Source organism: Pseudomonas sp. H3_E04 (assembly GCF_054668915.1).
Genome location: NZ_CP162797.1, coordinates 5,158,115 through 5,182,500, shown reverse-complemented (window position 1 = coordinate 5,182,500; position 24,386 = coordinate 5,158,115). Strand labels below are relative to the sequence as shown.

Annotated in this window: 24 protein-coding genes (1 of these 24 cut by a window edge); 16 read left to right on the top strand and 8 right to left on the bottom strand. The window is 60.9% G+C overall.

Annotation, left to right across the window (positions count from 1 at the left end; all coding sequences use genetic code 11):
- Together AB4N53_RS23295 and aptA are read right to left on the bottom strand one after the other, a co-directional pair.
- Positions 1-152, bottom strand: partial view of a CoA-acylating methylmalonate-semialdehyde dehydrogenase gene (locus AB4N53_RS23295; RefSeq protein ID WP_041479657.1) — the beginning only. The gene continues 1,342 nt to the left of window position 1, outside the view; only the first 152 of its 1,494 coding nucleotides appear in the window; the start codon lies at positions 150-152; its stop codon lies beyond the left edge, outside the window.
- Between the two features lie 74 nt (positions 153-226).
- A complete protein-coding gene (gene aptA, locus AB4N53_RS23290; RefSeq protein ID WP_460123750.1) occupies positions 227-1,576 on the bottom strand; it encodes an omega-aminotransferase AptA in 1,350 nt (449 codons plus the stop codon).
- A gap of 137 nt (positions 1,577-1,713) precedes the next feature.
- Between aptA and AB4N53_RS23285 the strand changes: the two genes are divergently transcribed.
- The 9 genes from AB4N53_RS23285 to AB4N53_RS23245 all read left to right on the top strand — a co-directional run bounded on the left by AB4N53_RS23285 (position 1,714) and on the right by AB4N53_RS23245 (position 12,239).
- The gene (locus tag AB4N53_RS23285) at positions 1,714-2,634 is read left to right on the top strand and encodes a LysR family transcriptional regulator (protein WP_056787796.1); all 921 of its coding nucleotides are present in this window, start codon (positions 1,714-1,716) and stop codon (positions 2,632-2,634) included.
- 119 nt (positions 2,635-2,753) lie between these two features.
- The gene (locus tag AB4N53_RS23280) at positions 2,754-4,142 is read left to right on the top strand and encodes a uracil-xanthine permease family protein (RefSeq protein WP_460123747.1); all 1,389 of its coding nucleotides are present in this window, start codon (positions 2,754-2,756) and stop codon (positions 4,140-4,142) included.
- 88 nt (positions 4,143-4,230) lie between these two features.
- Entirely contained in the window at positions 4,231-4,881 is a 651-nt protein-coding gene (locus tag AB4N53_RS23275) for a TetR/AcrR family transcriptional regulator (RefSeq protein WP_016771809.1), read from the top strand.
- Positions 4,882-4,888: 7 nt separating this feature from the next.
- A complete protein-coding gene (locus tag AB4N53_RS23270; protein ID WP_460123744.1) occupies positions 4,889-5,470 on the top strand; it encodes an IMPACT family protein in 582 nt (193 codons plus the stop codon).
- Positions 5,471-6,067: 597 nt separating this feature from the next.
- Entirely contained in the window at positions 6,068-7,615 is a 1,548-nt protein-coding gene (locus tag AB4N53_RS23265; protein ID WP_460123741.1) for an ABC transporter ATP-binding protein, read from the top strand.
- 12 nt (positions 7,616-7,627) lie between these two features.
- Positions 7,628-8,734 (top strand): ABC transporter permease, encoded by a 1,107-nt coding sequence (locus tag AB4N53_RS23260; protein ID WP_460123738.1) that lies wholly within the window; start codon positions 7,628-7,630, stop codon positions 8,732-8,734.
- Positions 8,734-9,660 (top strand): ABC transporter permease, encoded by a 927-nt coding sequence (locus tag AB4N53_RS23255; RefSeq protein WP_460123735.1) that lies wholly within the window; start codon positions 8,734-8,736, stop codon positions 9,658-9,660. The genes AB4N53_RS23260 and AB4N53_RS23255 overlap by 1 nt, the downstream gene beginning before the upstream one ends.
- Positions 9,661-9,937: 277 nt before the next feature.
- Complete coding sequence (locus AB4N53_RS23250) at positions 9,938-10,624, top strand: SDR family oxidoreductase (RefSeq protein WP_039764086.1); 687 nt, start codon at positions 9,938-9,940, stop codon at positions 10,622-10,624.
- 256 nt (positions 10,625-10,880) lie between these two features.
- The gene (locus AB4N53_RS23245) at positions 10,881-12,239 is read left to right on the top strand and encodes an 8-oxoguanine deaminase (protein WP_460123732.1); all 1,359 of its coding nucleotides are present in this window, start codon (positions 10,881-10,883) and stop codon (positions 12,237-12,239) included.
- 122 nt (positions 12,240-12,361) lie between these two features.
- On the opposite strand, the gene AB4N53_RS23240 is transcribed toward AB4N53_RS23245, so the two are convergent.
- A complete protein-coding gene (locus AB4N53_RS23240; RefSeq protein ID WP_041479650.1) occupies positions 12,362-13,453 on the bottom strand; it encodes a calcium:cation antiporter in 1,092 nt (363 codons plus the stop codon).
- 287 nt (positions 13,454-13,740) lie between these two features.
- On the opposite strand from AB4N53_RS23240, the gene AB4N53_RS23235 reads away from it, so the two are divergent.
- The 3 genes from AB4N53_RS23235 to AB4N53_RS23225 all read left to right on the top strand — a co-directional run bounded on the left by AB4N53_RS23235 (position 13,741) and on the right by AB4N53_RS23225 (position 16,959).
- Positions 13,741-14,814, top strand: a complete 1,074-nt coding sequence (locus AB4N53_RS23235; RefSeq protein WP_460123728.1) for a BMP family ABC transporter substrate-binding protein — start codon at positions 13,741-13,743, stop codon at positions 14,812-14,814.
- A gap of 145 nt (positions 14,815-14,959) precedes the next feature.
- Positions 14,960-15,925 carry a 2-oxoglutarate and iron-dependent oxygenase domain-containing protein gene (locus AB4N53_RS23230; protein WP_460123725.1) on the top strand — a complete coding sequence of 322 codons (966 nt, stop codon included), beginning with the start codon at positions 14,960-14,962 and terminating at the stop codon, positions 15,923-15,925.
- Positions 15,926-16,005: 80 nt separating this feature from the next.
- A complete protein-coding gene (locus AB4N53_RS23225) occupies positions 16,006-16,959 on the top strand; it encodes an adenosine deaminase (protein WP_024011466.1) in 954 nt (317 codons plus the stop codon).
- A 121-nt stretch (positions 16,960-17,080) separates the two neighbouring features.
- Here the strand turns inward: AB4N53_RS23225 and AB4N53_RS23220 are convergent, their stop codons facing one another.
- The 3 genes from AB4N53_RS23220 to AB4N53_RS23210 all read right to left on the bottom strand — a co-directional run bounded on the left by AB4N53_RS23220 (position 17,081) and on the right by AB4N53_RS23210 (position 20,557).
- Entirely contained in the window at positions 17,081-18,448 is a 1,368-nt protein-coding gene (locus AB4N53_RS23220) for an MFS transporter (RefSeq protein ID WP_460123722.1), read from the bottom strand.
- Positions 18,449-18,576: 128 nt separating this feature from the next.
- Positions 18,577-19,311 (bottom strand): ArsR/SmtB family transcription factor, encoded by a 735-nt coding sequence (locus AB4N53_RS23215; protein WP_460123719.1) that lies wholly within the window; start codon positions 19,309-19,311, stop codon positions 18,577-18,579.
- A gap of 316 nt (positions 19,312-19,627) precedes the next feature.
- On the bottom strand, positions 19,628-20,557 hold the full coding sequence (locus AB4N53_RS23210) for a LysR family transcriptional regulator (RefSeq protein ID WP_039764074.1): 930 nt from the start codon (positions 20,555-20,557) through the stop codon (positions 19,628-19,630).
- A 119-nt stretch (positions 20,558-20,676) separates the two neighbouring features.
- Here AB4N53_RS23210 and AB4N53_RS23205 point away from each other — a divergent pair, with 119 nt between their 5' ends.
- The 3 genes from AB4N53_RS23205 to AB4N53_RS23195 all read left to right on the top strand — a co-directional run bounded on the left by AB4N53_RS23205 (position 20,677) and on the right by AB4N53_RS23195 (position 22,341).
- The gene (locus AB4N53_RS23205) at positions 20,677-20,970 is read left to right on the top strand and encodes a putative quinol monooxygenase (protein ID WP_460123715.1); all 294 of its coding nucleotides are present in this window, start codon (positions 20,677-20,679) and stop codon (positions 20,968-20,970) included.
- Between the two features lie 32 nt (positions 20,971-21,002).
- Complete coding sequence (locus tag AB4N53_RS23200; RefSeq protein WP_460123712.1) at positions 21,003-22,016, top strand: zinc-binding alcohol dehydrogenase family protein; 1,014 nt, start codon at positions 21,003-21,005, stop codon at positions 22,014-22,016.
- Between the two features lie 151 nt (positions 22,017-22,167).
- A complete protein-coding gene (locus AB4N53_RS23195; protein WP_460123709.1) occupies positions 22,168-22,341 on the top strand; it encodes a hypothetical protein in 174 nt (57 codons plus the stop codon).
- A 31-nt stretch (positions 22,342-22,372) separates the two neighbouring features.
- Here AB4N53_RS23195 and AB4N53_RS23190 read toward each other — a convergent pair whose 3' ends face one another.
- Positions 22,373-23,569 carry a multidrug effflux MFS transporter gene (locus AB4N53_RS23190; protein WP_460123706.1) on the bottom strand — a complete coding sequence of 399 codons (1,197 nt, stop codon included), beginning with the start codon at positions 23,567-23,569 and terminating at the stop codon, positions 22,373-22,375.
- A gap of 87 nt (positions 23,570-23,656) precedes the next feature.
- Entirely contained in the window at positions 23,657-23,854 is a 198-nt protein-coding gene (locus AB4N53_RS23185; RefSeq protein ID WP_460123703.1) for a cation transporter, read from the bottom strand.
- Between the two features lie 148 nt (positions 23,855-24,002).
- Between AB4N53_RS23185 and AB4N53_RS23180 the strand changes: the two genes are divergently transcribed.
- Complete coding sequence (locus AB4N53_RS23180; protein WP_024011458.1) at positions 24,003-24,386, top strand: hypothetical protein; 384 nt, start codon at positions 24,003-24,005, stop codon at positions 24,384-24,386.

The following is a 24,386-nucleotide window of genomic DNA, read 5'->3' as shown; positions in this document are numbered from 1 at the left end:
GCCTTCGCGGCATCGATGGCTTTCTGAATGGTGGCCTGGCTGGCCAATGGCAGTTTGTGAATCGCCTGGCCGGTAGAGGGGTTGAACACATCTACCGCGCGACCGTTCTCGGTCACCAGTTCGCCATTGATCAAATGCGGGATAACGCTCATCGAACACTCCTGAATTCTGGTCCGCAGGCGCCGCAAGAGGCGCCCGCATTTTTGTACATATATAGAGGGAAAAATCAGTCGAGCTTGTTCAGCACTTCGCCGACCGCATCGAACAGACGGTCGAGGTCTTGCGGCTGGCTGTTGAAGGTTGGGCCGAACTGCAGGGTGTCGCCGCCGAAGCGTACGTAGAACCCGGCTTTCCACAAAGCCATGCCCGCTTCGAAAGGACGCACGATGGCGTCGCCGTCACGCCCGGCGATCTGGATCGCGCCGGCCAGGCCGTAGTTGCGGATGTCGATGACGTTCTTCGAGCCTTTCAGGCCGTGCAGCGCGTTTTCGAAATGCGGCGCGATTTCGGCGACGCTCTGCACCAGGTGTTCCTTTTGCAGCAGGTCGAGTGCGGCAAGGCCAGCGGCACAGGCCACCGGGTGCGCCGAATAGGTGTAGCCGTGAGGGAATTCCACGGCGTATTCCGGCGTCGGCTGGTTCATGAAGGTCTGGTAGATCTCGGAGCTGGCAATCACCGCGCCCATCGGGATCGCGCCGTTGGTGACTTGCTTGGCGATACACATCAGGTCCGGGGTCACGCCGAAGCTGTCGGCACCGAACATCGAACCGGTGCGGCCGAAACCGGTGATCACTTCATCGAACACCAGCAGGATGTTGTGCTGATCGCAGATCTCGCGCAGACGCTTGAGGTAACCCTGCGGCGGAACCAGTACCCCAGCAGAGCCGGCCATCGGTTCAACGAACACCGCAGCGATGTTGGAAGCGTCGTGCAGTTCGATCAACTTGAGCAGCTCATCGGCCAAAGCAATACCGCCCTGCTCCGGCATGCCACGGGAAAACGCATTGCTCGCCAGCAGTGTGTGCGGCAGGTGATCGACATCCATCATCGCCTGACCAAACAGCTTGCGGTTGCCGTTGACGCCGCCGAGGCTGGTGCCGGCGATGTTCACACCGTGGTAGCCACGGGCGCGGCCGATCATTTTGGTCTTGGTCGCCTGACCTTTCAGACGCCAGTAGGCACGCACCATTTTCACCGCAGTATCGGCGCACTCCGAGCCGGAGTCGGTGAAGAACACATGGTTCAGATTGCCGGGGGTCAGCTCAGTGATTTTCTCTGCTAGCTGGAACGACAAAGGATGGCCGTACTGGAAGCCCGGCGAGTAATCGAGGGTGCCCAGCTGTTTCGCAACGGCTTCCTGAATTTCCTTGCGGGTGTGCCCGGCGCCGCAGGTCCACAGACCGGACAGCGAGTCGTAGATCTTGCGGCCCTTGTCGTCGAACAGCCAGCTGCCTTCGGCACCGACGATCAGACGCGGGTCGCGCTGAAAGTTGCGGTTGGCGGTGTACGGCATCCAGTGCGCGTCCAGCTTCAGTTGGCTGGCCAGTGGCGACGGCGCGTTTTCAGGCATGTTCATCGGGCAAAACCTCGCAGGGCATAAGCGTCAGGGAGATGGAAAGCGTTGTTGCAGCTAAATTGCCACGGCGATAAAGTCGGTGAAATTCAACTCTTCTAACCTTCAGTTAGATCACTGCTAAACAAAGAGAACAAAAAATGAGCAGCCGCCGCGCCGATCCATTGGCTCAGGTCAGTGATTTTGATATTCGCCTGCTGCGGATTTTTCGCAGTGTCGTGGAGTGTGGCGGCTTCTCCGCAGCGGAAACCGTGCTTGGCATCGGGCGCTCGGCGATCAGCCAGCAGATGAGCGATCTGGAACAGCGCCTCGGCTTGCGCTTGTGCCAGCGCGGCCGGGCCGGGTTCTCCCTGACCGAGGAAGGTCGTGAGGTGTATCAATCAGCGCTGCAATTGTTGAGCGCGCTGGAAAGTTTCCGCACTGAGGTCAACGGCCTGCACCAGCACTTGCGTGGTGAATTGATCATCGGCCTGACCGACAACCTGGTCACCCTGCCCCACATGCGCATCACCCACGCCCTCGCGCAATTGAAGGAACGCGGGCCGGATGTGCAGATCCAGATCCGCATGATTGCGCCAAACGAAGTTGAACAAGGTGTGCTCGACGGGCGCCTGCACGTTGGCGTGGTACCGCAGGCCAGCGCCTTGTCGGGACTGGAATATCAGCCGTTATACAGCGAGCGTTCGCTGCTGTACTGCGCGGTGGGTCATCCGCTGTTTTATGTCGACGACAAACAACTCGATGATCAACGCCTCGACAGTCAGGACGCGATTGCGCCGACCTTCCGTTTGCCGGCTGAAATTCAAGCGCACTATCAGGCGCTCAATTGCACGGCCAGTGCGTCGGATCGGGAGGGCATGGCGTTTCTGATTCTGACCGGTCGCTATATCGGTTATTTGCCGGATCACTATGCCAGCCTTTGGGTGCAGCAAGGGCGGTTGCGCGCGCTCAAGGCCGGCACGCGGTTTTACGATTTGAGTCTGGCATCGGTCACGCGCAAGGGTCGACGCCCTCATTTGGTGCTGGAAAGTTTCCTGGAGAGTCTGGCGGCAACGCGATAGATAAGCGCGCAGAGCCCAACCCGGCGGGGCCTCACCGACAAAATCAAGGAATAACCTGAGCAAGTGGACAGGTTTTTGCAGAGAAGGGCTGACTCGTCCTTCAACAAGAAGCCAAAGCCATGCAGCCAGATTCCGATTCATCCAGTGAACTGATCTACGGCCTCAACGACCGCCCCAAACCACTCGCCGCCATTCTTGCCGCGTTGCAACACGTGCTCGCCAGTTTCGTCGGCATCATCACCCCGCCACTGGTGATCGGTTCGGCGCTCGGGCTGACCGCGCATCTACCGTACCTGATCAGCATGGCGCTGATGGTCTCCGGCGTCGGCACCTTTATCCAGGCGCGACGACCGTTTGGTATCGGCGCAGGGATGATCTGTCTGCAAGGCACCAGTTTCGCGTTTCTCGGTGCGGTGCTGTCGGCCGGGTTTCTGGTCAAGCAGCGCGGCGGCAGCCCGGAAGATATCCTGGCGATGATTTTCGGCGTGTGCTTTTTCGGCGCAATCGTACAGATCGTGCTCAGCCGTTTCATCGGTCAGTTGCGCCGAGTGGTGACACCGCTGGTGACCGGCATCGTCATCACGCTGATCGGTATCAGTCTGATCAAGGTCGGCATCACCGATCTGGGTGGCGGCTTCAACGCGCCGGACTTCGGCGCGCCGGGCAATCTGGCCTTGGGCGTGTTTGTGCTACTGACGATCATTCTGCTCAACCGCTCGAATACGCCCTGGGTACGGCTGTCGGCGATCATCATCGGGCTGGTGCTCGGCAGTCTCGCGGCGTGGTTCAGCGGGAAATTGATCCCGCAGCCGTTGCCTGACTTGCCGCTGGTGAGTTTTCCTACGCCGTTCAAGTTTGGTTTCAGCTTCGACTGGACGGCTTTCCTGCCGGTCGCGCTGATTTACCTGATCAGCACCATTGAAACCGTCGGCGACCTCACCGCCAACTGCATGCTCGCCCGCCAACCGATCAGCGGCCCTACTTATATAAGTCGCTTGCGCGGTGGCGTGCTTGGCGATGGCGTGAGCTGCATGATCGCGGCGACTTTCAGCGCGTTTCCCAATACGACGTTCGCGCAAAACAACGGCGTGATCCAATTGACCGGTGTGGCCAGCCGCTACGTCGGCCTGTACATCGGCGCGATCCTGTTCTGCCTCGGCCTGTTCCCGATGATCGGCGCGGTGCTGCAACAGATTCCAAAACCGGTGCTGGGCGGTGCGACGCTGGTGATGTTCGGTGCGGTGGCGGCGGCGGGCGTACGCATTCTCGCGCAGTCGCCGCTGGACCGGCGCAGCATGTTGATCATCGCCACTTCGTTCGGCGTCGGCCTCGGCATCGCCGCGCAACCGAACCTGCTGCACCTGCTGCCGAAACTGGTGCAGAACCTGTTCGACTCGGCGATCACCAGCGGCGGGCTGACGGCAATCTTCCTCTGTCTGTTGTTACCGGAAGGCAAAACCGCAGCGGCAAAAAGCGCCGCGCCATTGAACAAGATCGAACAGGCGTAACTGTTTTTCCGCGCAAGGACTTGTCGGATGCCTGTGGGTGCGCTATCAACGCAACTGGTTGCACCCACAGACAATCCCGGAAGTGCCTATGACCTTTGAAGTCCCAGCCCACGGCGGCAAACCCGCCAGCCGCATTCGTCAGAAGAACGAAGAGACCATTCTCAAAGCCGCCGAAGACGAGTTCGCCCGTCACGGGTTCAAAGGCACCAGCATGAACACCATCGCGCAGAATGCCGGGCTGCCCAAAGCCAACCTGCATTACTACTTCACCAACAAGCTCGGTTTGTATGTGGCGGTGCTGAGCAACATCATCGAGTTGTGGGACAGCACCTTCAACACCCTTACTGCAGAGGATGACCCGGCCGAAGCGCTGACCCGCTATATCCGCGCGAAGATGGAATTCTCCCGACGCCAGCCACAGGCGTCGCGGATCTTCGCCATGGAAGTGATCAGCGGCGGCGAATGCCTGAGCGAATATTTCAATCAGGATTACCGCACCTGGTTCACCGGGCGCGCGGCGGTATTTCAGGCGTGGATCGATGCAGGCAAAATGGACCCGGTCGATCCGGTGCACCTGATCTTCCTGCTGTGGGGCAGCACCCAGCATTATGCCGACTTCGCCACGCAGATCTGCCGCGTCACCGGGCGCAGCAAGTTGACCAAGCAGGACATGGAAGACGCCGGCAACAACCTGATCCGCATCATTCTCAAAGGCTGCGGCCTCACTCCCTCTCTATAAGACGTCTATGCCTTTCACCCTCAGCGGTTTTTGCGAGTACCGCGAAGAGATTCGCAAAAGCCGCTTCATCACTCTGGCGACGCCGATCAGCAGCCCCGCCGACGCGCAGGCATTTTTCGAGCAGCACAGCGATTTGAACGCCACGCACAATTGCTGGGCGTGGAAACTCGGCGCGCAATATCGCAGTACTGACGATGGCGAGCCGGGCGGCACCGCCGGGCGCCCTATTCTGGCGGCGATCGAAGCGCAGGACTGCGATCAGGTCGCGGTGCTGGTGATTCGCTGGTACGGCGGCATTCAACTGGGCACTGGCGGCCTGGCCCGAGCCTATGGCGGCGGCGCCAACAAGTGCCTGCAAGCGGCGGAAAAAATCGAGCTGATCAGCCGCGTGCCGCTGAGTTGCGCCTGTGGATTTGCCGAATTGGCGCTGGTGAAGTTGCGTGTGGCCGATCTCGGCGGATTGGTGGTGGAGGAAAACTTCACGGCCAATGGGGTGGAGTTGGAATTGGCGGTGGGGGAAGCGCAGATCGACGTGTTGCAGAGTCAGTTGGCGGATCTGAGCCGTGGGCGGATTTTGTTGCAGCGTTGAGAGTGGAAGATCAAAAGATCGCAGCCTTCGGCAGCTCCTTTGGAACGCATTCCAATTGTAGGAGCTGCGGAACGCTGCGATCTTTTAGGGCATTCCCCAATTGGCGACTTGCCCACATCGGCTGTGCACCCGACTGTGGATAACCTGAGCACATACCGCTGTAACCCTTCTGTCACGCGGCTTTGCGCGATTTGTTCACTTTTCGTTCAATTGACCCGACGAAACGGAAAAACAGCGTAAAAACAGACAGTTAACCGCGTTTATCACCATTAGAACAAAGCAATGCAGTGCTTATGCCCGGGCTAAGGGCTTGCGCACAATTACTGTGGAGCAACCTGTGGATAAGCCGTTCATGACCACCGCTGTCGCTGGATCTGTCTAGGCCGCAAGCGCTTGCTCACTTTTTAACCAACTACTCGCGGGCAAAACTGGAGCCTGATCAACGGCTTTGCGCTGAAATGGTGCTCGACCATGAACCAGATCGAGCGCCGATGCGCTGCAGTCGGCGTTTGCCAACGGGTTGCGCAAGCGTTCCTGACTCAATGGCCAGGAAATTGCTTTATCCACAGGCACAACTCCAAGTCAGTCGAGCCTGTCATGTCCATCGCCCCTTCCCCACCGCGCCTGCAACTGCGGCAGATCAGTAAACGCTACCCCGGTTGCCTGGCCAACGACGCCATCGACTTGAGCATCGCGCCGGGTGAAATCCATGCCCTGCTCGGTGAAAACGGCGCGGGCAAAAGTACGTTGATGAAGATCATTTACGGGGTCACCCAGGGCGATAGCGGTGAAATGTTCTGGGAGGGGCAGCGCGTGCAGATGCGCAATCCGGCGCAGGCGCGGCAGTTGGGCATTGGCATGGTGTTCCAGCATTTCTCGCTGTTCGAAACCCTCAGCGTGGCGCAGAACATTGCTCTGGCGATGGGCGCGGCGGCCGGCACACCGAAGCAACTGGAGCCGAAGATTCGCGAAGTCTCGCGGCGCTACGGCATGGCGCTGGAACCGGAACGACTTGTCCACAGCCTGTCGATCGGCGAGCGGCAACGGGTGGAAATCATTCGTTGCCTGATGCAGGACATCCGCCTGTTGATTCTCGACGAGCCAACCTCGGTGCTGACGCCGCAGGAGGCTGACGAACTGTTCATCACCCTGCGTCGCCTCGCCGATGAAGGCTGCAGCATTCTGTTTATCAGCCACAAGCTCGCTGAAGTGCGCGCTTTGTGCCACAGCGCCACGGTGCTGCGCGGCGGTCGGGTAGCCGGGCATTGCCTGCCCGCGCAATGTACGGATCAGCAACTGGCACAACTGATGGTCGGCGAAGCGGCGGGATTGATTGGCGAGTATCCGAAGGTCAGCGGTAGCGCGGCGTTTTTGCAGGTGCAGGGTTTGAGCTGGCACAACCCGGACCCGTTTGGCTGCTCGCTGACAGACATCGACTTGCAAGTACGCAGCGGTGAAATCGTAGGCATCGCCGGAGTTGCGGGCAATGGTCAGGACGAGTTGCTCGCCCTGCTCAGCGGCGAACAAACCTTGCCCCGGGCGCAAGCGGCGACCCTGCGCTTCGCAGATAGAAACGTCGCTGACCTGCGCCCGGATGCGCGGCGCAAACTCGGTCTGGCCTTCGTGCCGGCCGAACGCCTTGGCCACGGCGCGGTGCCGGAGTTGAGTCTGGCCGATAACGCCCTGCTCAGTGCTTTTGAGCAAGGACTGGTGAGCCACGGGTTGATTCAACGCGACAAAGTCGAAGCCCTCGCGCAACAGATCATCCAGCGCTTCGGCGTGAAGACCCCGGACACGCAGACCGCCGCGCGCAGCCTGTCCGGCGGCAACTTGCAGAAATTCATCCTCGGCCGGGAAATTCTTCAGCAACCGAAACTGCTGATCGCCGCGCACCCGACCTGGGGCGTCGACGTCGGCGCCGCTGCGACCATCCATCGCGCGTTGATTGCCCTGCGCGATGTCGGCGCGGCGATTCTGGTGATTTCCGAAGACCTCGATGAGCTGTTCCAGATCAGCGATCGCCTTGGCGCGCTGTGCGGCGGGCGTCTGTCGACTCTTCAAGACACCGGCCTTACACAACTGAGCGATGTCGGCGCGTGGATGGCCGGCCAGTTCGATCATTCACCTCGCGCCGCCTCGGTTTAACGGAGTCTCAACATGCTGCTTTCTCTCGAACCCCGTGGCCAGCAATCGCGCCTGATGCTGTGGTGCTCGCCGTTATTGGCGGCGGCCCTGACCCTCGGCTGCGGCTCGCTGTTATTCATCGCTCTGGGCCACGACCCACTGCAAACCTTGCACACGCTACTGATCGCGCCGGTCAGCGATTTGTATGGCGTGTCCGAATTGCTGGTCAAGGCGCTGCCGATTCTGCTCTGCGCACTCGGCTTGGCGGTGGTCTATCAGGCGCGAATCTGGAACATCGGCGCCGAAGGCCAACTTCTACTCGGCGCGTTGGCCGGCAGTGCTCTGGCAGTGAACGTTATCGACATGCAAAGTCGCTGGGCGCTGGTGCTGATTCTGCTGACCGGCACGCTGGCGGGCGCCGCATGGGCCGGGCTCACCGCATGGCTGCGCACGCGCTTCAATGCCAATGAAATCCTTACCAGCATCATGCTCAATTACATCGCGCTGAACCTGCTGCTGTTCTGCGTGCACGGGCCGTTGAAGGATCCGGCGGGCTTCAATTTCCCCGAGTCGGCGATGTTCGGCGACGCCAGTCGTTTGCCGCTGCTGCTGGAGGACGGCCGCGTGCATGCCGGCGTGTATTTCGCCCTGCTCGCGCTGGTTGCGGTGTGGGTGTTGTTGCAGAAAAGCTTTATCGGTTTCCAGATCAAAGTGCTCGGGCTGGACAAGCGTGCGGCAGGTTTTGTCGGCTTTCGCGAGAAGCGCCTGATCTGGCTGGCGCTGTTGATCAGCGGTGGTCTGGCCGGGCTCGCCGGGGTCTGCGAAGTGACCGGGCCGATCGGCCAACTGGTGCCGCAGGTGTCGCCGGGCTATGGCTACGCGGCGATCACCGTGGCGTTTCTCGGACGGTTGAATCCGCTCGGCATTATGTTCTCGAGCCTGCTCATGGCGCTGCTGTACATCGGCGGCGAAAGCGCGCAGATGTCGCTCAATCTGCCGCAAGCGATCACCCAGTTGTTCCAGGGAATGATGCTGTTTTTCCTGCTCGCCTGTGACGTGCTGATTCTCTATCGGCCACGTCTGAAACTGCGCTGGACCCGGCGCGCCTCGACCCCTGCCGTAACCGCCGGAGCGCTGTAATGGATATCGATCTGTTGAGCAATATTTTCTATGCCATGGTTCGCTGCGGCACGCCGCTGTTGCTGGTGGCCTTGGGTGAGTTGATCTGCGAGAAAAGCGGCGTCCTCAACCTCGGCCAGGAAGGCATGATGCTGTTCGGTGCGGTGATCGGGTTTATCGTCGCGCTGAACAGCGGCAACCTGTGGCTGGGTGTGCTGCTGGCGATGTTGGCGGGGATGTTGTTGTCGTCACTGTTTGCCTTGGTCGCGCTGGTGTTCAACGCTAATCAGGTGGCGACCGGTTTGGCCCTGACGATCTTCGGCGTGGGCCTGTCGACGTTTGTCGGCGCGGCCTGGGTGGGTAAGCCGCTGGCAGGTTTCGAGCCTTTGGCGATTCCGTATTTGAGTGAGATCCCGCTGATCGGGCGGATGCTGTTTGCTCAGGATCTGCTGGTGTATCTGTCGTTCGCGCTGTTTGGGCTGGTGGCGTGGGTGATCATCAAAAGCCGTGTCGGCCTGATCATTCAAGCGGTCGGTGAAAACCCGGATGCGGCCAGCGCGATGGGCTTGCCAGTGCTGACCGTGCGTACATTGGCGGTGCTGTTTGGCGGAGCGATGGCCGGGCTGGCCGGGGCGTATCTGTCGCTGGCCTACACGCCGATGTGGGCAGAAAACATGACCGCCGGACGCGGCTGGATCGCCTTGGCGCTGGTGGTGTTTGCCAGTTGGCGGGTGTGGCGGTTGTTGCTTGGGGCGTACCTGTTCGGCCTCGCCAGCATCCTGCACTTGGTGGCGCAGGGATTGGGGCTGGCGATTCCTTCGAGCCTGCTCGCGATGCTGCCGTATGTGGCGACGATTCTGGTGCTGGTGCTGCTGTCCCGCGATGCCGTGCGCACTCGTCTGTATGCGCCGGTTTCGTTGGGGCAACCGTGGCAATCGGGACACTGATCGTTGTCAGAGCGGGCCTCTTCGCGAGCAGGCTCGCTCCCACAGGGGATCTGAGTGAACGCGGGCAAGCGTGGGAGCGAGCCTGCTCGCGAAGGCGTCCGCACCGGCAGCACCTGGACCACGACCCACAACTATTTCTGATCAAACACCCTCGAGAAACTCAAGAAGCCTGGAGTATGCTCCGGGATCAAAGCCTGTTTTTCGCCAAGCGCTGCAACTGCGCCTCGGTCAGGCGTGTCCATTGAATCCAGAATGCTGACTTTCAAGGAAACCCATCATGTCTCAGGCAAAAAACGCACTGATCATCGGCGCCTCCCGCGGCTTGGGCCTCGGTCTGGTGAAGACCCTGCTGGGCGATGGCTGGCAAGTGACCGCGACGGTGCGCAATCCGCAAAAGGCCGAGGCGCTGCAAGCGCTGGGTGACGTGCGCATCGAGAAGCTCGACATGGACGATCAGCAAGCAGTGATCGCCCTGAGCCAGAAGCTCAAGGGCGAAACCTTCGATCTGTTGTTCGTCAACGCCGGGGTCAAAGGCCCGGACGTGCAGACGCCGGGCGGCGCAACCCTGGCCGAGGTCGGGCAGCTGTTTTTCACCAACGCGGTGGCGCCGATCAATCTGGCCCAGCGTTTCGTCGGGCAGATCCGCGACGGCAGCGGCGTGCTGGCGTTCATGAGTTCGGTGCTCGGCAGCGTGACCATGCCCGACGCGCCGGAGCTGGCATTGTACAAGGCGAGCAAAGCGGCGCTGAATTCGATGACCAACAGTTTCGTCACGCAACTGGGTGAGCAGAAACTCACCGTACTGTCCCTGCACCCAGGCTGGGTGAAGACCGACATGGGCGGCGAAGGCGCCGATCTTGACGTCGAGACCAGCACCCGCGGGCTGATCGATCAGGTCAATGCGTTCACCGGCAAGGGCGGGCATCACTTCGTCAATTACAAGGGTGAAACGATTGCCTGGTAAGCACTGAAAATCCCGATGTGGGAGCGAGCCTGCTCGCGAATACGATCTGTCAGGTAAATCTTTATCGACTGACATGCCGCCTTCGCGAGCAGGCTCGCTCCCACAGGGAGTGATGGTGAATGGTCGGGTTGGGCTTGCCCACTGCTGCGATTTGTTTGAAACTGCGCGCCTCGTCCATCGCGGCGACCCTGGATCAGCAGACAGGGCATCACTGAGCTGGCAACCCTGAACCCAACTTTCAGAGGAGCCGGCCACAATGCCTGCGACCCGTACCTGGTTAAAAAATCCCCTCGCCATTTTCACCTCCAACGAGCTTGATGCCCGTGGCGGCCTTGTCGTGCAAGACGGTGTGATCGTCGAAGTCCTCGCCGCCGGTCAGCAGCCATCGGCGCCTTGCAATGAAGTGTTCGATGCCCGCGAGCATGTGATCCTGCCGGGCCTGATCAACACTCACCATCACTTCTATCAGACCCTGACCCGCGCCTGGGCGCCGGTGGTCAATCAGCCGCTGTTCCCGTGGCTGAAAACCCTGTACCCGGTATGGGCGCGGCTGACGCCTGAAAAACTCGCCCTCGCCACCAAAGTCGCGCTGGCCGAATTGCTGCTCTCGGGTTGCACCACGGCTGCCGACCATCACTACCTGTTCCCGGACGGTTTGGAGAACGCCATCGACGTGCAGGTCGAAACGGTGCGTGAGCTGGGCATGCGCGCCATGCTCACCCGTGGTTCGATGAGCCTCGGCGAGAAGGACGGCGGCCTGCCTCCGCAACAAACGGTGCAGGAAGGTCAGGTGATTCTTGATGACAGCCAGCGGCTGATTCACGAGTACCACGAGCGTGGCGACGGCGCGCAGATCCAGATCGCCCTGGCGCCGTGTTCGCCGTTTTCGGTGACCCCGCAAATCATGTCGGCCAGCGCTGATCTGGCAAACAAGCTTGATGTGCGTCTGCACACCCACCTTGCTGAAACCCTCGATGAAGAAGACTTCTGCCTGCAACGCTTCGGTCTGCGCACCGTCGATTACCTGGACAGCGTCGGCTGGCTCGGCCCGCGTACGTGGCTGGCCCACGGCATTCATTTCAACCCCGACGAAATCGCCCGCCTCGGCCAGGCCGGTACCGGCATCTGCCACTGCCCAAGCTCGAACATGCGCCTGGCGTCCGGCATCTGCCCGAGCATCGAGCTGACCGATGCCGGCGCGCTGTTCGGTCTTGGCGTTGACGGTTCAGCGTCCAACGATGCCTCGAACATGATCCTCGAAGCGCGTCAGGCTTTGTACATCCAGCGCCTGCGTTACGGCGCCGAAAAGATCACCCCGGAGCGCGTGCTGGGCTGGGCGACCAAGGGTTCGGCGAGCCTTTTGGGCCGAACCGACATTGGCGAAATCGCCGTGGGCAAACAGGCGGATCTGGCGTTGTTCAAGCTCGATGAACTGCGCTTCTCCGGTAGCCACGATCCGATTTCGGCGTTGCTGCTGTGCGGCGCTGACCGAGCGGATCGGGTGATGATCGGTGGCAAGTGGCGTGTGGTTGATGGGCAGGTTGAAGGGTTGGACCTGAAAGGTCTGATCGCCGATCACAGCCAGGCGGCTCGGCAGTTGATCGCCGGTACCTGAGTCGCCGCCGTTCAAAACTGTGGGAGCGAGCCTGCTCGCGAAGAGGGAGCGTCAGACAACATGTTTGTTGGATGACACACCGCTTTCGCGAGCAAGCCCGCTCCCACAGGTTTTCAGCGTCCCTATAGGCCCAGCAGGGATAGCATGATGAACGTGGCAAACAGCACAAAGTGCGTCATGCCCTCAATGGCGTTGGTCTCGCCGTCATTGAGGTTGATCGCACTGACGATGAGGGTGATGAAGATCATCACTGTCTGTACCGGGGTCATCGCCATTTGAAACGGCTGGCCGGTGTACAGCGCCATCGCTTCCATCACCGGCACGGTGAGAATCACCGTCGACAGTGACGCACCCATCGCGATGTTGACCACCGACTGCATACGATTGGCCAGCGCTGCACGCAGTGCGGTGAGAATTTCCGGCGCGGCGGAAATCGCTGCCACCAGAATCGCCGTGATCACCGGCGGCGCGCCCGTGCCTTCCAGGCCCAGATCGAGGGTCTTGGACATCACCTCGGCCAGTGCGCCGATGATCACCACCCCCGACACCAGAATGCCAACCGACAGCGCCAGGCTGACCGGTTTCGGCTCCTGCTCGACCGGCTCTTTCTTGCGGCGTTTGTCCGGGTAGCTGTAGCTGAAAAAGTAACTGTGCGGGCCGACCTGCATGCGCAGGAACAGCGCATACAGCACCATCATCGCGCCGATGGTGAACGCCGAATACATCTTCCAGTTGGCCTCGGGAATGAACTCCGGGACCACCATCGACACGCCCATCGCGGTGAGGATCATGACGCTGTAGCTGCGCGCCGAATCGTCGTTGTAGGACTGCTCGCCGTGTTTGATCCCGCCCATCAGTGCGGCGAGGCCGAGGATGCCGTTGATGTCGAGCATGACCGCTGAGTAAATCGTGTCGCGCACCAGTGTTGCCGAGGCTTCGTTGCTCATCATGATCGCCAGGATCACCACTTCAACCAACACCGCCGAGAGCGTGAGGATCATCGTGCCGTAGGGATCACCGACTTTTTCCGCCAGCAGTTCGGCGTGATGAGCGACGCGCATCGACGCGGCGACGATGAAGGCAATCAGCAGCAGACCGCCGCCCAGCGCGACGATCTGGCCGCTGTGCAGCAGCCAGTGTTCCAGTGGGTAAGCGACGCACGCGGCAAGGACTGCCAGCAGCAGGAAGCTTTCTTGTTTGAGGATCGAGAGCATGACGGGCCTTTTGCCGAAAAGAGCTGATGAGCTACTGACTGCCGCGCGCCGCTAACGTTTCGTTACATCTTTGCGCACCACGCGATGGCAGCTGGATTCAGGCATGCACTTTTATTGGCCTTGCCGTCCTCTTCGCGAGCAGGCTCGCTCCCACATTGAAATGCGATCCCCCTGTGGGAGGGAGCCTGCTCGCGAAGGCCGCACTGCGGTTGTGGATTATTTATTGTCCTGTTGGTCAGCAATTTGCATTGGCCCTGAGCACACACAACAAAATGGAGTTCGGGTTCATGCCAATACGTCCGCTGCACAAACTGCTGTACGCCGCCATCGGTCTGGGAATCAGCCTGAGCGCCAGCGCTGCCGATCCGCTGAAAGTCGGTTTCGTCTACATCGGCCCGATCGGTGACCACGGCTGGACGTATCAGCACGAACAGGGGCGCAAGGCCCTGGCGGAAAAACTCGGCACGCAGATCACCACCAACTACGTGGAAAACGTCGCCGAGGGCGCCGACGCCGAGCGGGTGATCCGCAACATGGCCAAGGACAAATACGACCTGATTTTCACCACCTCTTTCGGCTACATGAACCCGACGGTGAAAGTAGCCAAACAGTTTCCCAAGGTGACGTTCGAACACGCCACCGGCTACAAGCAGGACAAGAACCTCGGCACTTACCTGGCGCGCACTTACGAGGGCCGTTACGTCGGTGGTTTCCTCGCGGCGAAGATGACCAAGACCAGGAAAATCGGCTACGTCGCCTCGTTCCCGATTCCGGAAGTGATCCGCGACATCAACGCCATCCAGCTGGCCTTGAACAAGTACAACCCGGGCACCGAAATCAAAGTGGTGTGGGTCAACTCCTGGTTCGATCCGGGCAAGGAAGCCGACGCCGCCAACGCGCTGATCGACCAGGGCGTCGACGTGGTGTTCCAGCACACCGACAGCCCGGCGCCGATCCAGGCTGCCGAACGGCGCGGCGTGTATGCCGTGGGCTACGCCTCGGACATGGCCCACTTCGGCCCGAAAGCGGTGCTGACCTCGATCGTCAACGACTGGGCGCCACACTATATTCAAGCGACGCAGAGCGTGATCGACCACACCTGGAAATCCCAGGATTACTGGGGCGGGCTGAAGGAAGGTACGGTGGAACTGCCGATCAGCGATCTGGTGCCGGCGCCGGTGAAAGCCGAGGCCGAGCAGTTGATCGCCGACATCAAGAGCGGCGCGTTGCAGCCGTTTACCGGGCCGATCAGGGATCAGGCCGGTGTAGAAAAAATCCCTGCAGGGGTCAGCGCCACCAATGCGGAACTGGCATCGATGAATTATTACGTTGAGGGCATGAAGGCCGAGATGCCGAAGTAGTCCCTCGATTCACCACACAAAACCCTGTGGGAGCGAGCCTGCTCGCGAAAGCGGTGTGTCATTAAACAAAAATGTTGTCTGACACTCCCTCTTCGCGAGCAGGCTCGCTCCCACATTGGAAACACAGCGTATTCAAGGATTGTGTATGGATCAGCTTCCGATCATTGATATCAGCCCGCTCTATGGCGACGACGAAAACGCCTGGCCTGCGGTGGCCGAACAAATCGACCAAGCCTGTCGCGAGTGGGGCTTTTTCTACATCAAGGGCCATCCGATCTCGGCGCAGCGCATCGACGATCTGCTCGATCACGCCCAGCGCTTCTTCGCCCTGCCAGCCGCAGAAAAACTGAAGATCGACATTACCCAGACCCGCCATCATCGCGGCTACGGTGCGATTGCCACCGAGCAACTGGACCCGGACAAACCCAGTGATCTGAAGGAAACCTTCGACATGGGCCTGCACCTGCCGGCCGAGCATCCTGAGGTGCTGGCGGAAAAACCCTTGCGCGGCCCCAATCGCCATCCGGCGCAACCCGGTTGGGCCGCTCTGATGGAGCAGCATTACCTCGACATGCAGGCACTGGCGCAAACCCTGTTGCGGGCGATGACCATTGCGCTGGGCATCGAACGCGACTTTTTCGATTCGCGTTTTGTCGAACCGGTCAGCGTGTTGCGCATGATCCATTACCCGCCGCGTCACACCGCCAGCTCCGCCGAGCAACAAGGTGCCGGCGCCCACACCGATTACGGCTGCATCACTTTGCTCTACCAGGACAGCGCCGGCGGTTTGCAGGTAAAGAACGTCAAAGGTGAATGGATCGATGCACCACCGATTGACGGCACTTTCGTGGTCAACCTCGGCGACATGATGGCGCGCTGGAGCAACGACCGTTATCGCTCAACCCCGCATCGGGTGATCAGCCCGCTAGGGGTGGATCGCTATTCGATGCCGTTTTTCGCCGAACCGCACCCGGACACGCGCATCGAATGCCTGCCCGGTTGCCAGGACCCACAGCATCCGGCGAAATATCCGACCACCACCTGTGCTGAATTCCTGCTGTCGCGCTTCGCCGATACCTACGCCTATCGCCGCGAGCAAGAGGCGGTTTGATCGATCACCTGGTCAGGTTTTGCCAATTGTTGCGGCCAGCCTCTGTAGAATGCCGGCATTGCACCTGATGAGAAAAGACTATGTACGACTGGCTCAACGCCCTGCCCAAAGCCGAACTGCACCTGCATCTGGAAGGTTCGCTGGAGCCTGAACTGCTGTTCGCCCTGGCCGAGCGCAACAAGATCGCACTGCCGTGGAGCGACGTGGAAACCCTGCGCAAAGCTTACGCCTTCAACAATCTGCAGGAATTTCTCGACCTGTATTACCAGGGCGCCGATGTGCTGCGCACCTCGCAGGATTTCTACGACCTGACCTGGGCCTATCTGCTGCGCTGCAAGGCACAGAACGTGATTCATACCGAACCGTTCTTCGATCCGCAGACCCACACCGACCGGGGCATCCCGTTCGAAGTGGTGCTCAACGGCATCGCCGCCGCGCTCAAGGATGGCGAGACGCAACTGGGCATCAGCAGCGGTTTGATCCTCAGCTTTCTGCGCCACCTCAGCGAAGACGAAGCGCAGAAAACCCTCGATCAGGCGCTGCCGTTCCGTGATGCGTTTGTCGCGGTCGGTCTCGACAGTTCCGAGATGGGCCATCCGCCGAGCAAGTTCAAACGCGTCTTCGATCGCGCCCGCGACGAAGGCTTCCTGACCGTCGCCCACGCCGGTGAAGAAGGCCCACCGGAGTACATCTGGGAAGCCATCGACCTGCTGAAAATCCAGCGCATCGACCATGGCGTGCGCGCCATCGAGGACGAGCGCCTGATGCAGCGGATCATCGACGAGCAGATTCCGCTGACCGTGTGCCCGCTGTCGAACACCAAGCTCTGCGTGTTCGATCACATGTCGCAGCACAACATCCTCGACATGCTCGAACGCGGCGTGAAGGTCACGGTGAACTCCGATGACCCGGCGTATTTCGGCGGGTACGTGACCGAGAACTTCCATGCGCTGCACGAGCATCTGGGCATGACCCAGGATCAGGCCAAACGCCTGGCGCAGAACAGCCTGGATGCGCGGTTGGTAAAACCTTAAGCAACACCGCAAAACCAATGTGGGAGCGAGCCTGCTCGCGAAGAGGGAGTGTCAGTCAACATTTTCGTTGAATGAAACACCGCTTTCGCGAGCAGGCTCGCTCCCACATTCATATCGATGTTCACTCGGTAAGCTCTTCCAGGGTCTTGCCCCGCGTCTCCATCCCGAACAGCCACACCACGCCCGCCGCGATCGCGAAGCACGCCGCGCCGAGCGCGAACACGCCGCCCTGCCCGGTAATCGGGAACACCAGCCCGGTCACCAGTGGCCCGAGCAGCGAGCCGACGCGGCCAATCGCCGAAGCAAATCCCGAGCCGGTTGCCCGTGCCGAGGTCGGGTACAGCTCCGGCGTGTAGGTGTAGAGCACCGCCCACATGCCGAACAGGAAAAACTGCATCAACAATCCGGTGCCGATCAGCAACGCGACGTTGCCGCCGAACACCGCGCTCTGCCCATACAGAAACGCCATCACCCCGCCGCCGAGCAGGGTGACGATGCACACCGGCTTACGCCCCCAACGCTCGACCAACCATGCCGCCATGAGGAAGCCGGGAATCCCGCCGAGCGAAATCAGCACGGTGTAATACACCGATTGCGTCACGGCAAACCCCGACTGCTGCAGCAACGCGCTGAGCCATGAGGTCAGTCCGTAGAAACCCAGCAATGCAAAGAACCACAGACTCCAGATCATCGTCGTGCGCTGGCGATATTGCGGCGACCAGATCTGCTTGAGTGCCGAGAAGAAATTGCCCGGTGGCGTCACCGTGCGGGGCAAACGAACCGGTTCCGGCAACGCTGCAGCGCCCAGCGAAGCACGCACCCGCGCTTCGATGCCGTTCAACACCTTGTCCGCGTCGGCGTCCCGCCCGGCCTGTTCCAGCCAGCGCGGTGATTCGGGAATGAAAAAACGGATCGCCAGGACAAACACCGCCGGCACCGCCAGCACCAGAAAGATATCGCGCCAGCCAATCAGCGGCAGCAGGAAGTACGAAAGCACGCCCGCCGCGACAAAACCCAGCGGCCAGAAGCCGTCCATCAGCGCGATGTAGCGTCCGCGTCGTTGCGCAGGAATCAGCTCCGACAGCATCGATTGCGCGATGGGAAATTCCATGCCCATGCCGATGCCCAGCAGGATGCGAAATAGCGTCAGCGTCTCCACCGTCTGCGCCGTCGAGCACAGGTAACTGGCCACGCCCCACAGCACGATGCTCCACTGAAACACCGGTTTGCGCCCGAAGCGGTCGGCAAGCATTCCCGACAGCGACGCCCCCAGCACCATGCCGAAAAAGCTCGAACTGGCCAGCAGCCCCGCCTGTGCACTGCTCAGGCCGAATTCGGCTTTGATTGAGCCGAGCAGGAAAGTCATCATCGCCAGATCCATGGAATCGAAGAAAAACGCCAAGGCGATGATGATGAAGATGACGCGGTGATAACCGCTGAGCGGTAGCCGTTCGAGGCGCTCAGCCGCGCTAAAGCGTTGTGTATTCATGTTGCGCTCCCCCATCCGGAAAAATCCCCGGATCGAGTGTGCGGGATGGTCATTCAGAGGTCGTACTGGATGCGACCTGTTCACAGTCATAGTCGACGTTGATCGTCTGCTCAGCCCAGGCTGTCGCTCTAGAACGCTGTTTCCAGCTCGGTCTCGGCAGCGAAGCGATGGATTTCGCGCTGGCCGGTGGTCGTCAACTGCAAGGCGCGGGAATCGTTGGGCAAGGTCAGCCAGCCGGACTGCATGAACAACTGCAGCAGCGCCGCGCCCAGTGAGCCGCCCATGTGCGGGCGGCGCTCGCTCCAGTCCGGGCAGGCGCAGGCGACCTGCACGTTGCGGTGCGCCAGGGCCTGGATAAACACGCCGCGCTGGGCCAGTCGGGTGGACCCCTTGTGAGTGACCACCACACGTTGCTCAACTTGTTCGATCCAGCCGGCATCGAGCAGGCGCTGATACAGATCAGCTGCCAGGGTGCCGCCCAGATGATCGTCGCAAAACCGCGCGCGCAACAACGAAGACGGCGCCGCCTGTGGCCTGACCATCGGCGTGGTGCGTTTCAGCGCAGCGGGGATTTGCCGTGGCGCGCTGGCAATGGTGGCGCTGGCCAGTGCCTCGATCGCCGCGCCCACCTCCGGGGCTGCCAAGCGGAAGAAGCGTTTACGCCCACGCATCTCGATGTTCAACAGTCCACCTGCGGACAATCGCCCCAGATGCGCACTGGCCGACGACGGCGAGAGCCCGGCCAGCAACGCCAGCTCTTCGGCTTGCCGCGCCGAGCCATCCATCAACGCCCACATCATCGCGCTGCGCTTGGGGTCGGCCAGCAATGTCGCGATCTGGCTGATGCACGGTGCATTTTCCATTTGTTCACTCCCTGTCGAATCGTATCGTCTACCGCTCGGAGACATCTTGGCCGCTAATGGGTGATTGGCCAACACGCGAAAACCGCCCTGGATCGGGGCAAGGCCTGCCACCGACACCCGTTGCTCCGGCACACAACCTTGCAGCAGAAGTTGCAACCGCCACCAAAAGCCGGCAACGCGTTACGGGATCTGCGCGCCAGGTGTCAGTGCAAGCATGAGGCGGGCGCTAGTATAAGCGGGTTAAGCCAGACGTCCTGCGCCCGGGCCTGCGCAGGTGGCGATTGTTCCTGAGAGAAATTTCTCTATTTGCCTGCGACTAATGATCAACTTTGAGAAAAGCGGGAAATTGACTACCCAATTCGGCGCAACGGCTGGCGAGCATCTCCCTCAGCAGGTTCACCGGCTTACTCAATTGTGCGCGATGGGCGCACAACAGATTCAGCGGTGCGCGCTCACACAACAGTTCCGGCATCAGCACTTTGAGGCGCCCGGCGAGCACATCGGTACCAACGTCGAGCCATGACTTATAGGCGATCCCGGCACCGGCCAGCGCCCATAGCCGCACCACGTCGGCGTCATCACTGAAGCGATCGCCGCTGACGGTCAGGCCGACTTCGCGCTTGCCATCGTGAAAACTCCAGTGGTCGTGAACGCGGCTGCCAAGCATGTATAAAAGACAGTTGTGCTGGGCCAATTGCTCGAGCTGACGCGGCTCGCCATGCCGGGCCAGATAATCAGGAGAGGCGCACAACACGCGGCGATTGTGTGGGGCAATGGGCAGGGCGATCAGGCTCGAATCTTCCGGCTCGCCATAGCGCAGGGCGATGTCCACCGGTTGCCGGAAGAGGTCGGCGATGCGGTCGCCGAGCAACAGCCGCACCGTCAGTTTCGGGTGTTCACGCTGGAACGCGTCAAGCCACGGCAGCAGCAGATTGCGCCCGAAATCCGAAGGCGCCGACAGCTGCAGAATTCCGCTGACCTGATCCTGGCCGCTGGCGAGCAAGCGACGCCCTTCATCGAGATTGCTCAGGGCGGCGCGGGCATATTCGAGGAAGCCTTCGCCCTCGGCGGTGAGGCGCAGGCTGCGAGTCGAACGCGCCAGCAGGCGCGCGCCGAGCTGCTGCTCGATGCGCTTGAGTGCCGCGCTGGCCACGGCGGCGGACATGTCCATCACCCGCGCCGCCGCCGACAGGCTGCCCAGATCGGCAGCGCGGACAAACAACTGCAAATCATCAAAACGCAGCATGCGCAGCCTCCATTATCAAAAAAAATTGAAAGAGCCTGCTCTTTTAGCCGGTTTTATCGCGCAGAGAAATAGCCAATGATGGCTTCCATCGAATTCATCCGATTCTCTGGAGTCCGCGCATGTCCCAGTCCTTTACCGCTATCGCCACACTAACCGCCAAATCCGGCCAGCAGGACGTTCTCGAACAGGCGCTGCGTGCCCTCGTCGAACCAAGCCGCGCCGAGCCGGGTTGTGGCCAGTACGACCTGCACCGCGACCTTGCCGATCCACAGGTTTTTTATGTGATCGAGCAGTGGGCCAGTGATGAGGTGCTTGAGGCGCACAACGCCAGCGCGCATTTTCAGAATTTCCAGGCCAGCGCCGGCCACAGCATCGAACACTTCAAGCTCAAGCGCCTCGGCGCGATTGCCTGATTCCCTCTTCTAACAACCGTACGGAGCCACTTATGAAAGCCATCGCCTATTACGCGTGCCTGCCGATCAACGACGCCAAATCCCTGCAGGACATTGAACTGCCAGAGCCGGTCGCCGGCCCGCGCGACCTGTTGGTGGAAGTCAAAGCCATCTCGGTCAACCCGGTCGATACCAAAGTGCGGCAGAACGCGGCGCCGGAAAACGGCGCGGCAAAAGTGCTGGGCTGGGACGTTGCCGGTGTGGTCAAGGCTGTCGGCAGTGACGTCACCCTGTTCAAGGCTGGCGACAAAGTGTTCTACGCCGGATCGATCGCCCGGGCCGGTGGCAACAGCGAGCTGCACGTGGTTGATGAGCGCATTGTCGGGCACATGCCCAAGTCCCTCGGTTTTGCCGAAGCCGCTGCGCTGCCGCTGACCGCGATCACTGCGTGGGAATTGCTCTTCGAGCGTCTGCAAATCAGCGAAGGCAGCGCCGACCAGGGCCAGAGCCTGCTGATAGTCGGAGCGGCGGGCGGTGTGGGCTCGATCCTTACCCAACTGGCCAAGCAATTGACCGGCCTGAAAGTCATCGGTACCGCCTCCCGTGCGCAAACTCGTGACTGGGTCAGCGAACTCGGTGCCGACCTGGTCATCGATCACAGCCAGCCGCTGAGCGAAGAGTTGAAGCGCGCCGGCATCGCCAGCGTGACCCACGTCGCCAGCCTGACCCAGACCGATCAGCATCTGCCGCAACTGGTCGAAGCCCTCGCGCCGCAAGGCAAACTGGCACTGATCGACGATCCGAAGTCCCTCGACATCAGCCTGCTCAAGCGCAAGAGCCTGTCGCTGCACTGGGAGTTCATGTACACCCGCTCGCTGTTCGAAACGCCGGACATGATCGAACAGCACAAGTTGCTCAACCGCGTCGCCGAGCTGATCGACGCCGGCACCTTGAAGACCACCTTGGGCGGGCACTTCGGCGTGATCAACGCGGCCAATCTGCGCCGCGCCCATGAGCTGCTGGAAAGCGGCAAGGCCAAGGGGAAAATTGTTTTAGAAGGTTTCTAAAGTCAAAAGATCGCAGCCTTCGGCAGCTCCTACACGGGCTGCCGAGGTTTTTGCCGTCAGTCAGTTGCTTGACCCTTGTCACAATTGCGCGGGTATTGGGGTCTACAATCGAAGCCTCTGCGATACATCTTTTACGCAAAGGAGGTCAGCAATGAAGATCCTGATAAAAGAAGTGGCAAAGTCCCAATGGCAGGTGCGTCTGGACCAGCATGTCGTGACCTTTCGCAGTGAAGCCGAGGCCTTGGCCTTTACTCGCACCCTAGAAGCGCGACTCTGCGCCCCCCACGGGATCCCCGAACCCAGCCAGCAGCGCGCCGCAGGCTGAGCTTTAAATCTCAGCAGTCAAACCAGAACTTTCACACCTGGGCTTGCGCCAGTGTCCGGGCATTCTGCAGACGCCGGGTGAGCAGCGCGACGCTCACCACCAGCAGACCGCACAGGCTGATGACCATGGCCATCGGCACGGCGCTGCCATCGTGCAACACCCCCACCAATGCGGCGGCACCGGCGGCGATGCTGAATTGCAGGCAACCGAGCATCGCCGACGCACTGCCGGCGCGGGCGCCCTGGCCGTTCATTGCGCAAGCCGAGGCGTTAGGAATGATGCAGCCGAGGCTGGCGATGCAAATGAACAGCGGAATCAGCAACGGCCACAATGCCTCTGGGCGCATTGCGCTGACCGCCAGCAATGTCAGGCCGGCGAGGAAATACACCCACACCGCGCGCACCAGCAAAAACGCCGGGCCACGCTTGGCGAGCAGGCGTGCATTGACCTGCGCCACCAGAATGAAGCCCGCCGCGTTGGTGCCGAACAGCCAACCGAAATGCTCGGCGGGTACGCCGTAGAGCTTGATGAACACAAACGGTGAACCGGCGATGTAGGCAAACATCCCGGCGATGGCGATGCCGCCGGTCAGGGCGTGGCCAAGGTAGACCGAATCCTTGACCAGTCGCCCGTACTGGCGCAATGCACCGGACAACGGCTGGCGCGGCACATGGGCCGGCATGCTTTCCGGCAATCCTAATGCCACCGCCAGACCTGCCGCCGCACTGAACCCGGTGAGCACCAGAAAGATCGACTGCCAACCCGTGGTGTTGACCAGCAGACCACCGAGCATCGGCGCCAGAATCGGCGCCAGGCCCATCACCAGCATCAATTGGGAAAACACCTTCGCCGAGCCGACCGCGTCGCACTTGTCGGCAACCACCGCGCGGGAAATCACCATCCCCGCGCAACCGCCCAATGCCTGGACGAAACGCGCGCCGATCAGCCATTCCAGACTCGGCGCATAGGCGCAGGCCAATGACGCCAGGGTGAACAGAGCAACGCCGCTGAGCAGCGGAAGCCGCCGGCCAAAACGATCGGAAATCGGCCCATAAGCCAGTTGGCCCAGGGACAGACCAAGGAAATACGCCGCCAGCGTCAGCTGGACATGCTGCTCATCGGTGCCGAACGCCAGCGCCATGGCCGGGAAGGCAGGTAAATAGAAGTCGATCGCCAAGGGACCGAAAGCGCTCAAGGCGCCGAGTATCAAAATCGTGCGGAAGTTCATCAGGCATCCAGGTGGGCAAGTCGCAGCCCGACAGTCTAGCCGCGCCCGGACGCCTTGAACATTCCGATAGCTCGCTAACGATCAGTTTCAGACGAGCTTCACGTCATAACCCTCTTCGCGAATCGCCGCGACGACCTGATCTTCAGTCAGCGTGCTTTCGACGCCGACTTCCCTGGCAGCCAGATCGACGCGCACGCTGGCGGCCGGATCCAGCGCCTGCACCGCTTGGGTAATGGCTTTGACGCAATGTCCGCAGGACATGCCTTGAACGTTGAACACTTGCATGGGAAGACTCCTTTGAGTGGGGTTGCCGGCAGTCTCGAGCTTGCCACGATGGCAAGGTCAAGTTCTGCGAAAAACTGCCGGGCTGGCAATCGGCGCTGCGCTCGGCCAAGCTGCGTGTATCAATGACTGAAATTCAGGAGATTCAGCCATGCGCTGGTCAGCTTTGGGCCTGTTTGGCTTGCTCAGCCTTTTCGCCGCCGTCCCGCAGGTGCAAGCCGCCGGTGAGGATTACGCGGTACTGATCATTTCCCGCGAACGCCTCGAAGTCGCGACTTCGTGCGAGATCGGCGTGTACATCCAGGACCAGCTCTCGGCGCGCCTGTTCCAGGAGCAGAGCACTTCGTTCAACCTGCCGCCGGGCAAGGTTTCGCTGCGCTTGAAACTGCTGCCGGGCCAGGCACCGGGTTGCAATCCCGGCATGCTGGCGCCGGGTTCGCAGGAAGTCGTGCTGCACGCCGGGGATGTGCTGAAGTTCCGCCTGGCGATGAATGCCGAAGGCGTGTACCTCAAGCCGGCTGGTCTGGGTTATTGA

Coding starts and splice junctions, on each gene's coding strand:
- aptA (WP_460123750.1), bottom strand. CDS start 1,576: ATGAACATGCCTGAAAACGCGCCGTCGCCACTGGCCAGCCAACTGAAG.
- AB4N53_RS23285 (WP_056787796.1), top strand. CDS start 1,714: ATGAGCAGCCGCCGCGCCGATCCATTGGCTCAGGTCAGTGATTTTGAT.
- AB4N53_RS23280 (WP_460123747.1), top strand. CDS start 2,754: ATGCAGCCAGATTCCGATTCATCCAGTGAACTGATCTACGGCCTCAAC.
- AB4N53_RS23275 (WP_016771809.1), top strand. CDS start 4,231: ATGACCTTTGAAGTCCCAGCCCACGGCGGCAAACCCGCCAGCCGCATT.
- AB4N53_RS23270 (WP_460123744.1), top strand. CDS start 4,889: ATGCCTTTCACCCTCAGCGGTTTTTGCGAGTACCGCGAAGAGATTCGC.
- AB4N53_RS23265 (WP_460123741.1), top strand. CDS start 6,068: ATGTCCATCGCCCCTTCCCCACCGCGCCTGCAACTGCGGCAGATCAGT.
- AB4N53_RS23260 (WP_460123738.1), top strand. CDS start 7,628: ATGCTGCTTTCTCTCGAACCCCGTGGCCAGCAATCGCGCCTGATGCTG.
- AB4N53_RS23255 (WP_460123735.1), top strand. CDS start 8,734: ATGGATATCGATCTGTTGAGCAATATTTTCTATGCCATGGTTCGCTGC.
- AB4N53_RS23250 (WP_039764086.1), top strand. CDS start 9,938: ATGTCTCAGGCAAAAAACGCACTGATCATCGGCGCCTCCCGCGGCTTG.
- AB4N53_RS23245 (WP_460123732.1), top strand. CDS start 10,881: ATGCCTGCGACCCGTACCTGGTTAAAAAATCCCCTCGCCATTTTCACC.
- AB4N53_RS23240 (WP_041479650.1), bottom strand. CDS start 13,453: ATGCTCTCGATCCTCAAACAAGAAAGCTTCCTGCTGCTGGCAGTCCTT.
- AB4N53_RS23235 (WP_460123728.1), top strand. CDS start 13,741: ATGCCAATACGTCCGCTGCACAAACTGCTGTACGCCGCCATCGGTCTG.
- AB4N53_RS23230 (WP_460123725.1), top strand. CDS start 14,960: ATGGATCAGCTTCCGATCATTGATATCAGCCCGCTCTATGGCGACGAC.
- AB4N53_RS23225 (WP_024011466.1), top strand. CDS start 16,006: ATGTACGACTGGCTCAACGCCCTGCCCAAAGCCGAACTGCACCTGCAT.
- AB4N53_RS23220 (WP_460123722.1), bottom strand. CDS start 18,448: ATGAATACACAACGCTTTAGCGCGGCTGAGCGCCTCGAACGGCTACCG.
- AB4N53_RS23215 (WP_460123719.1), bottom strand. CDS start 19,311: ATGGAAAATGCACCGTGCATCAGCCAGATCGCGACATTGCTGGCCGAC.
- AB4N53_RS23210 (WP_039764074.1), bottom strand. CDS start 20,557: ATGCTGCGTTTTGATGATTTGCAGTTGTTTGTCCGCGCTGCCGATCTG.
- AB4N53_RS23205 (WP_460123715.1), top strand. CDS start 20,677: ATGTCCCAGTCCTTTACCGCTATCGCCACACTAACCGCCAAATCCGGC.
- AB4N53_RS23200 (WP_460123712.1), top strand. CDS start 21,003: ATGAAAGCCATCGCCTATTACGCGTGCCTGCCGATCAACGACGCCAAA.
- AB4N53_RS23195 (WP_460123709.1), top strand. CDS start 22,168: ATGAAGATCCTGATAAAAGAAGTGGCAAAGTCCCAATGGCAGGTGCGT.
- AB4N53_RS23190 (WP_460123706.1), bottom strand. CDS start 23,569: ATGAACTTCCGCACGATTTTGATACTCGGCGCCTTGAGCGCTTTCGGT.
- AB4N53_RS23185 (WP_460123703.1), bottom strand. CDS start 23,854: ATGCAAGTGTTCAACGTTCAAGGCATGTCCTGCGGACATTGCGTCAAA.
- AB4N53_RS23180 (WP_024011458.1), top strand. CDS start 24,003: ATGCGCTGGTCAGCTTTGGGCCTGTTTGGCTTGCTCAGCCTTTTCGCC.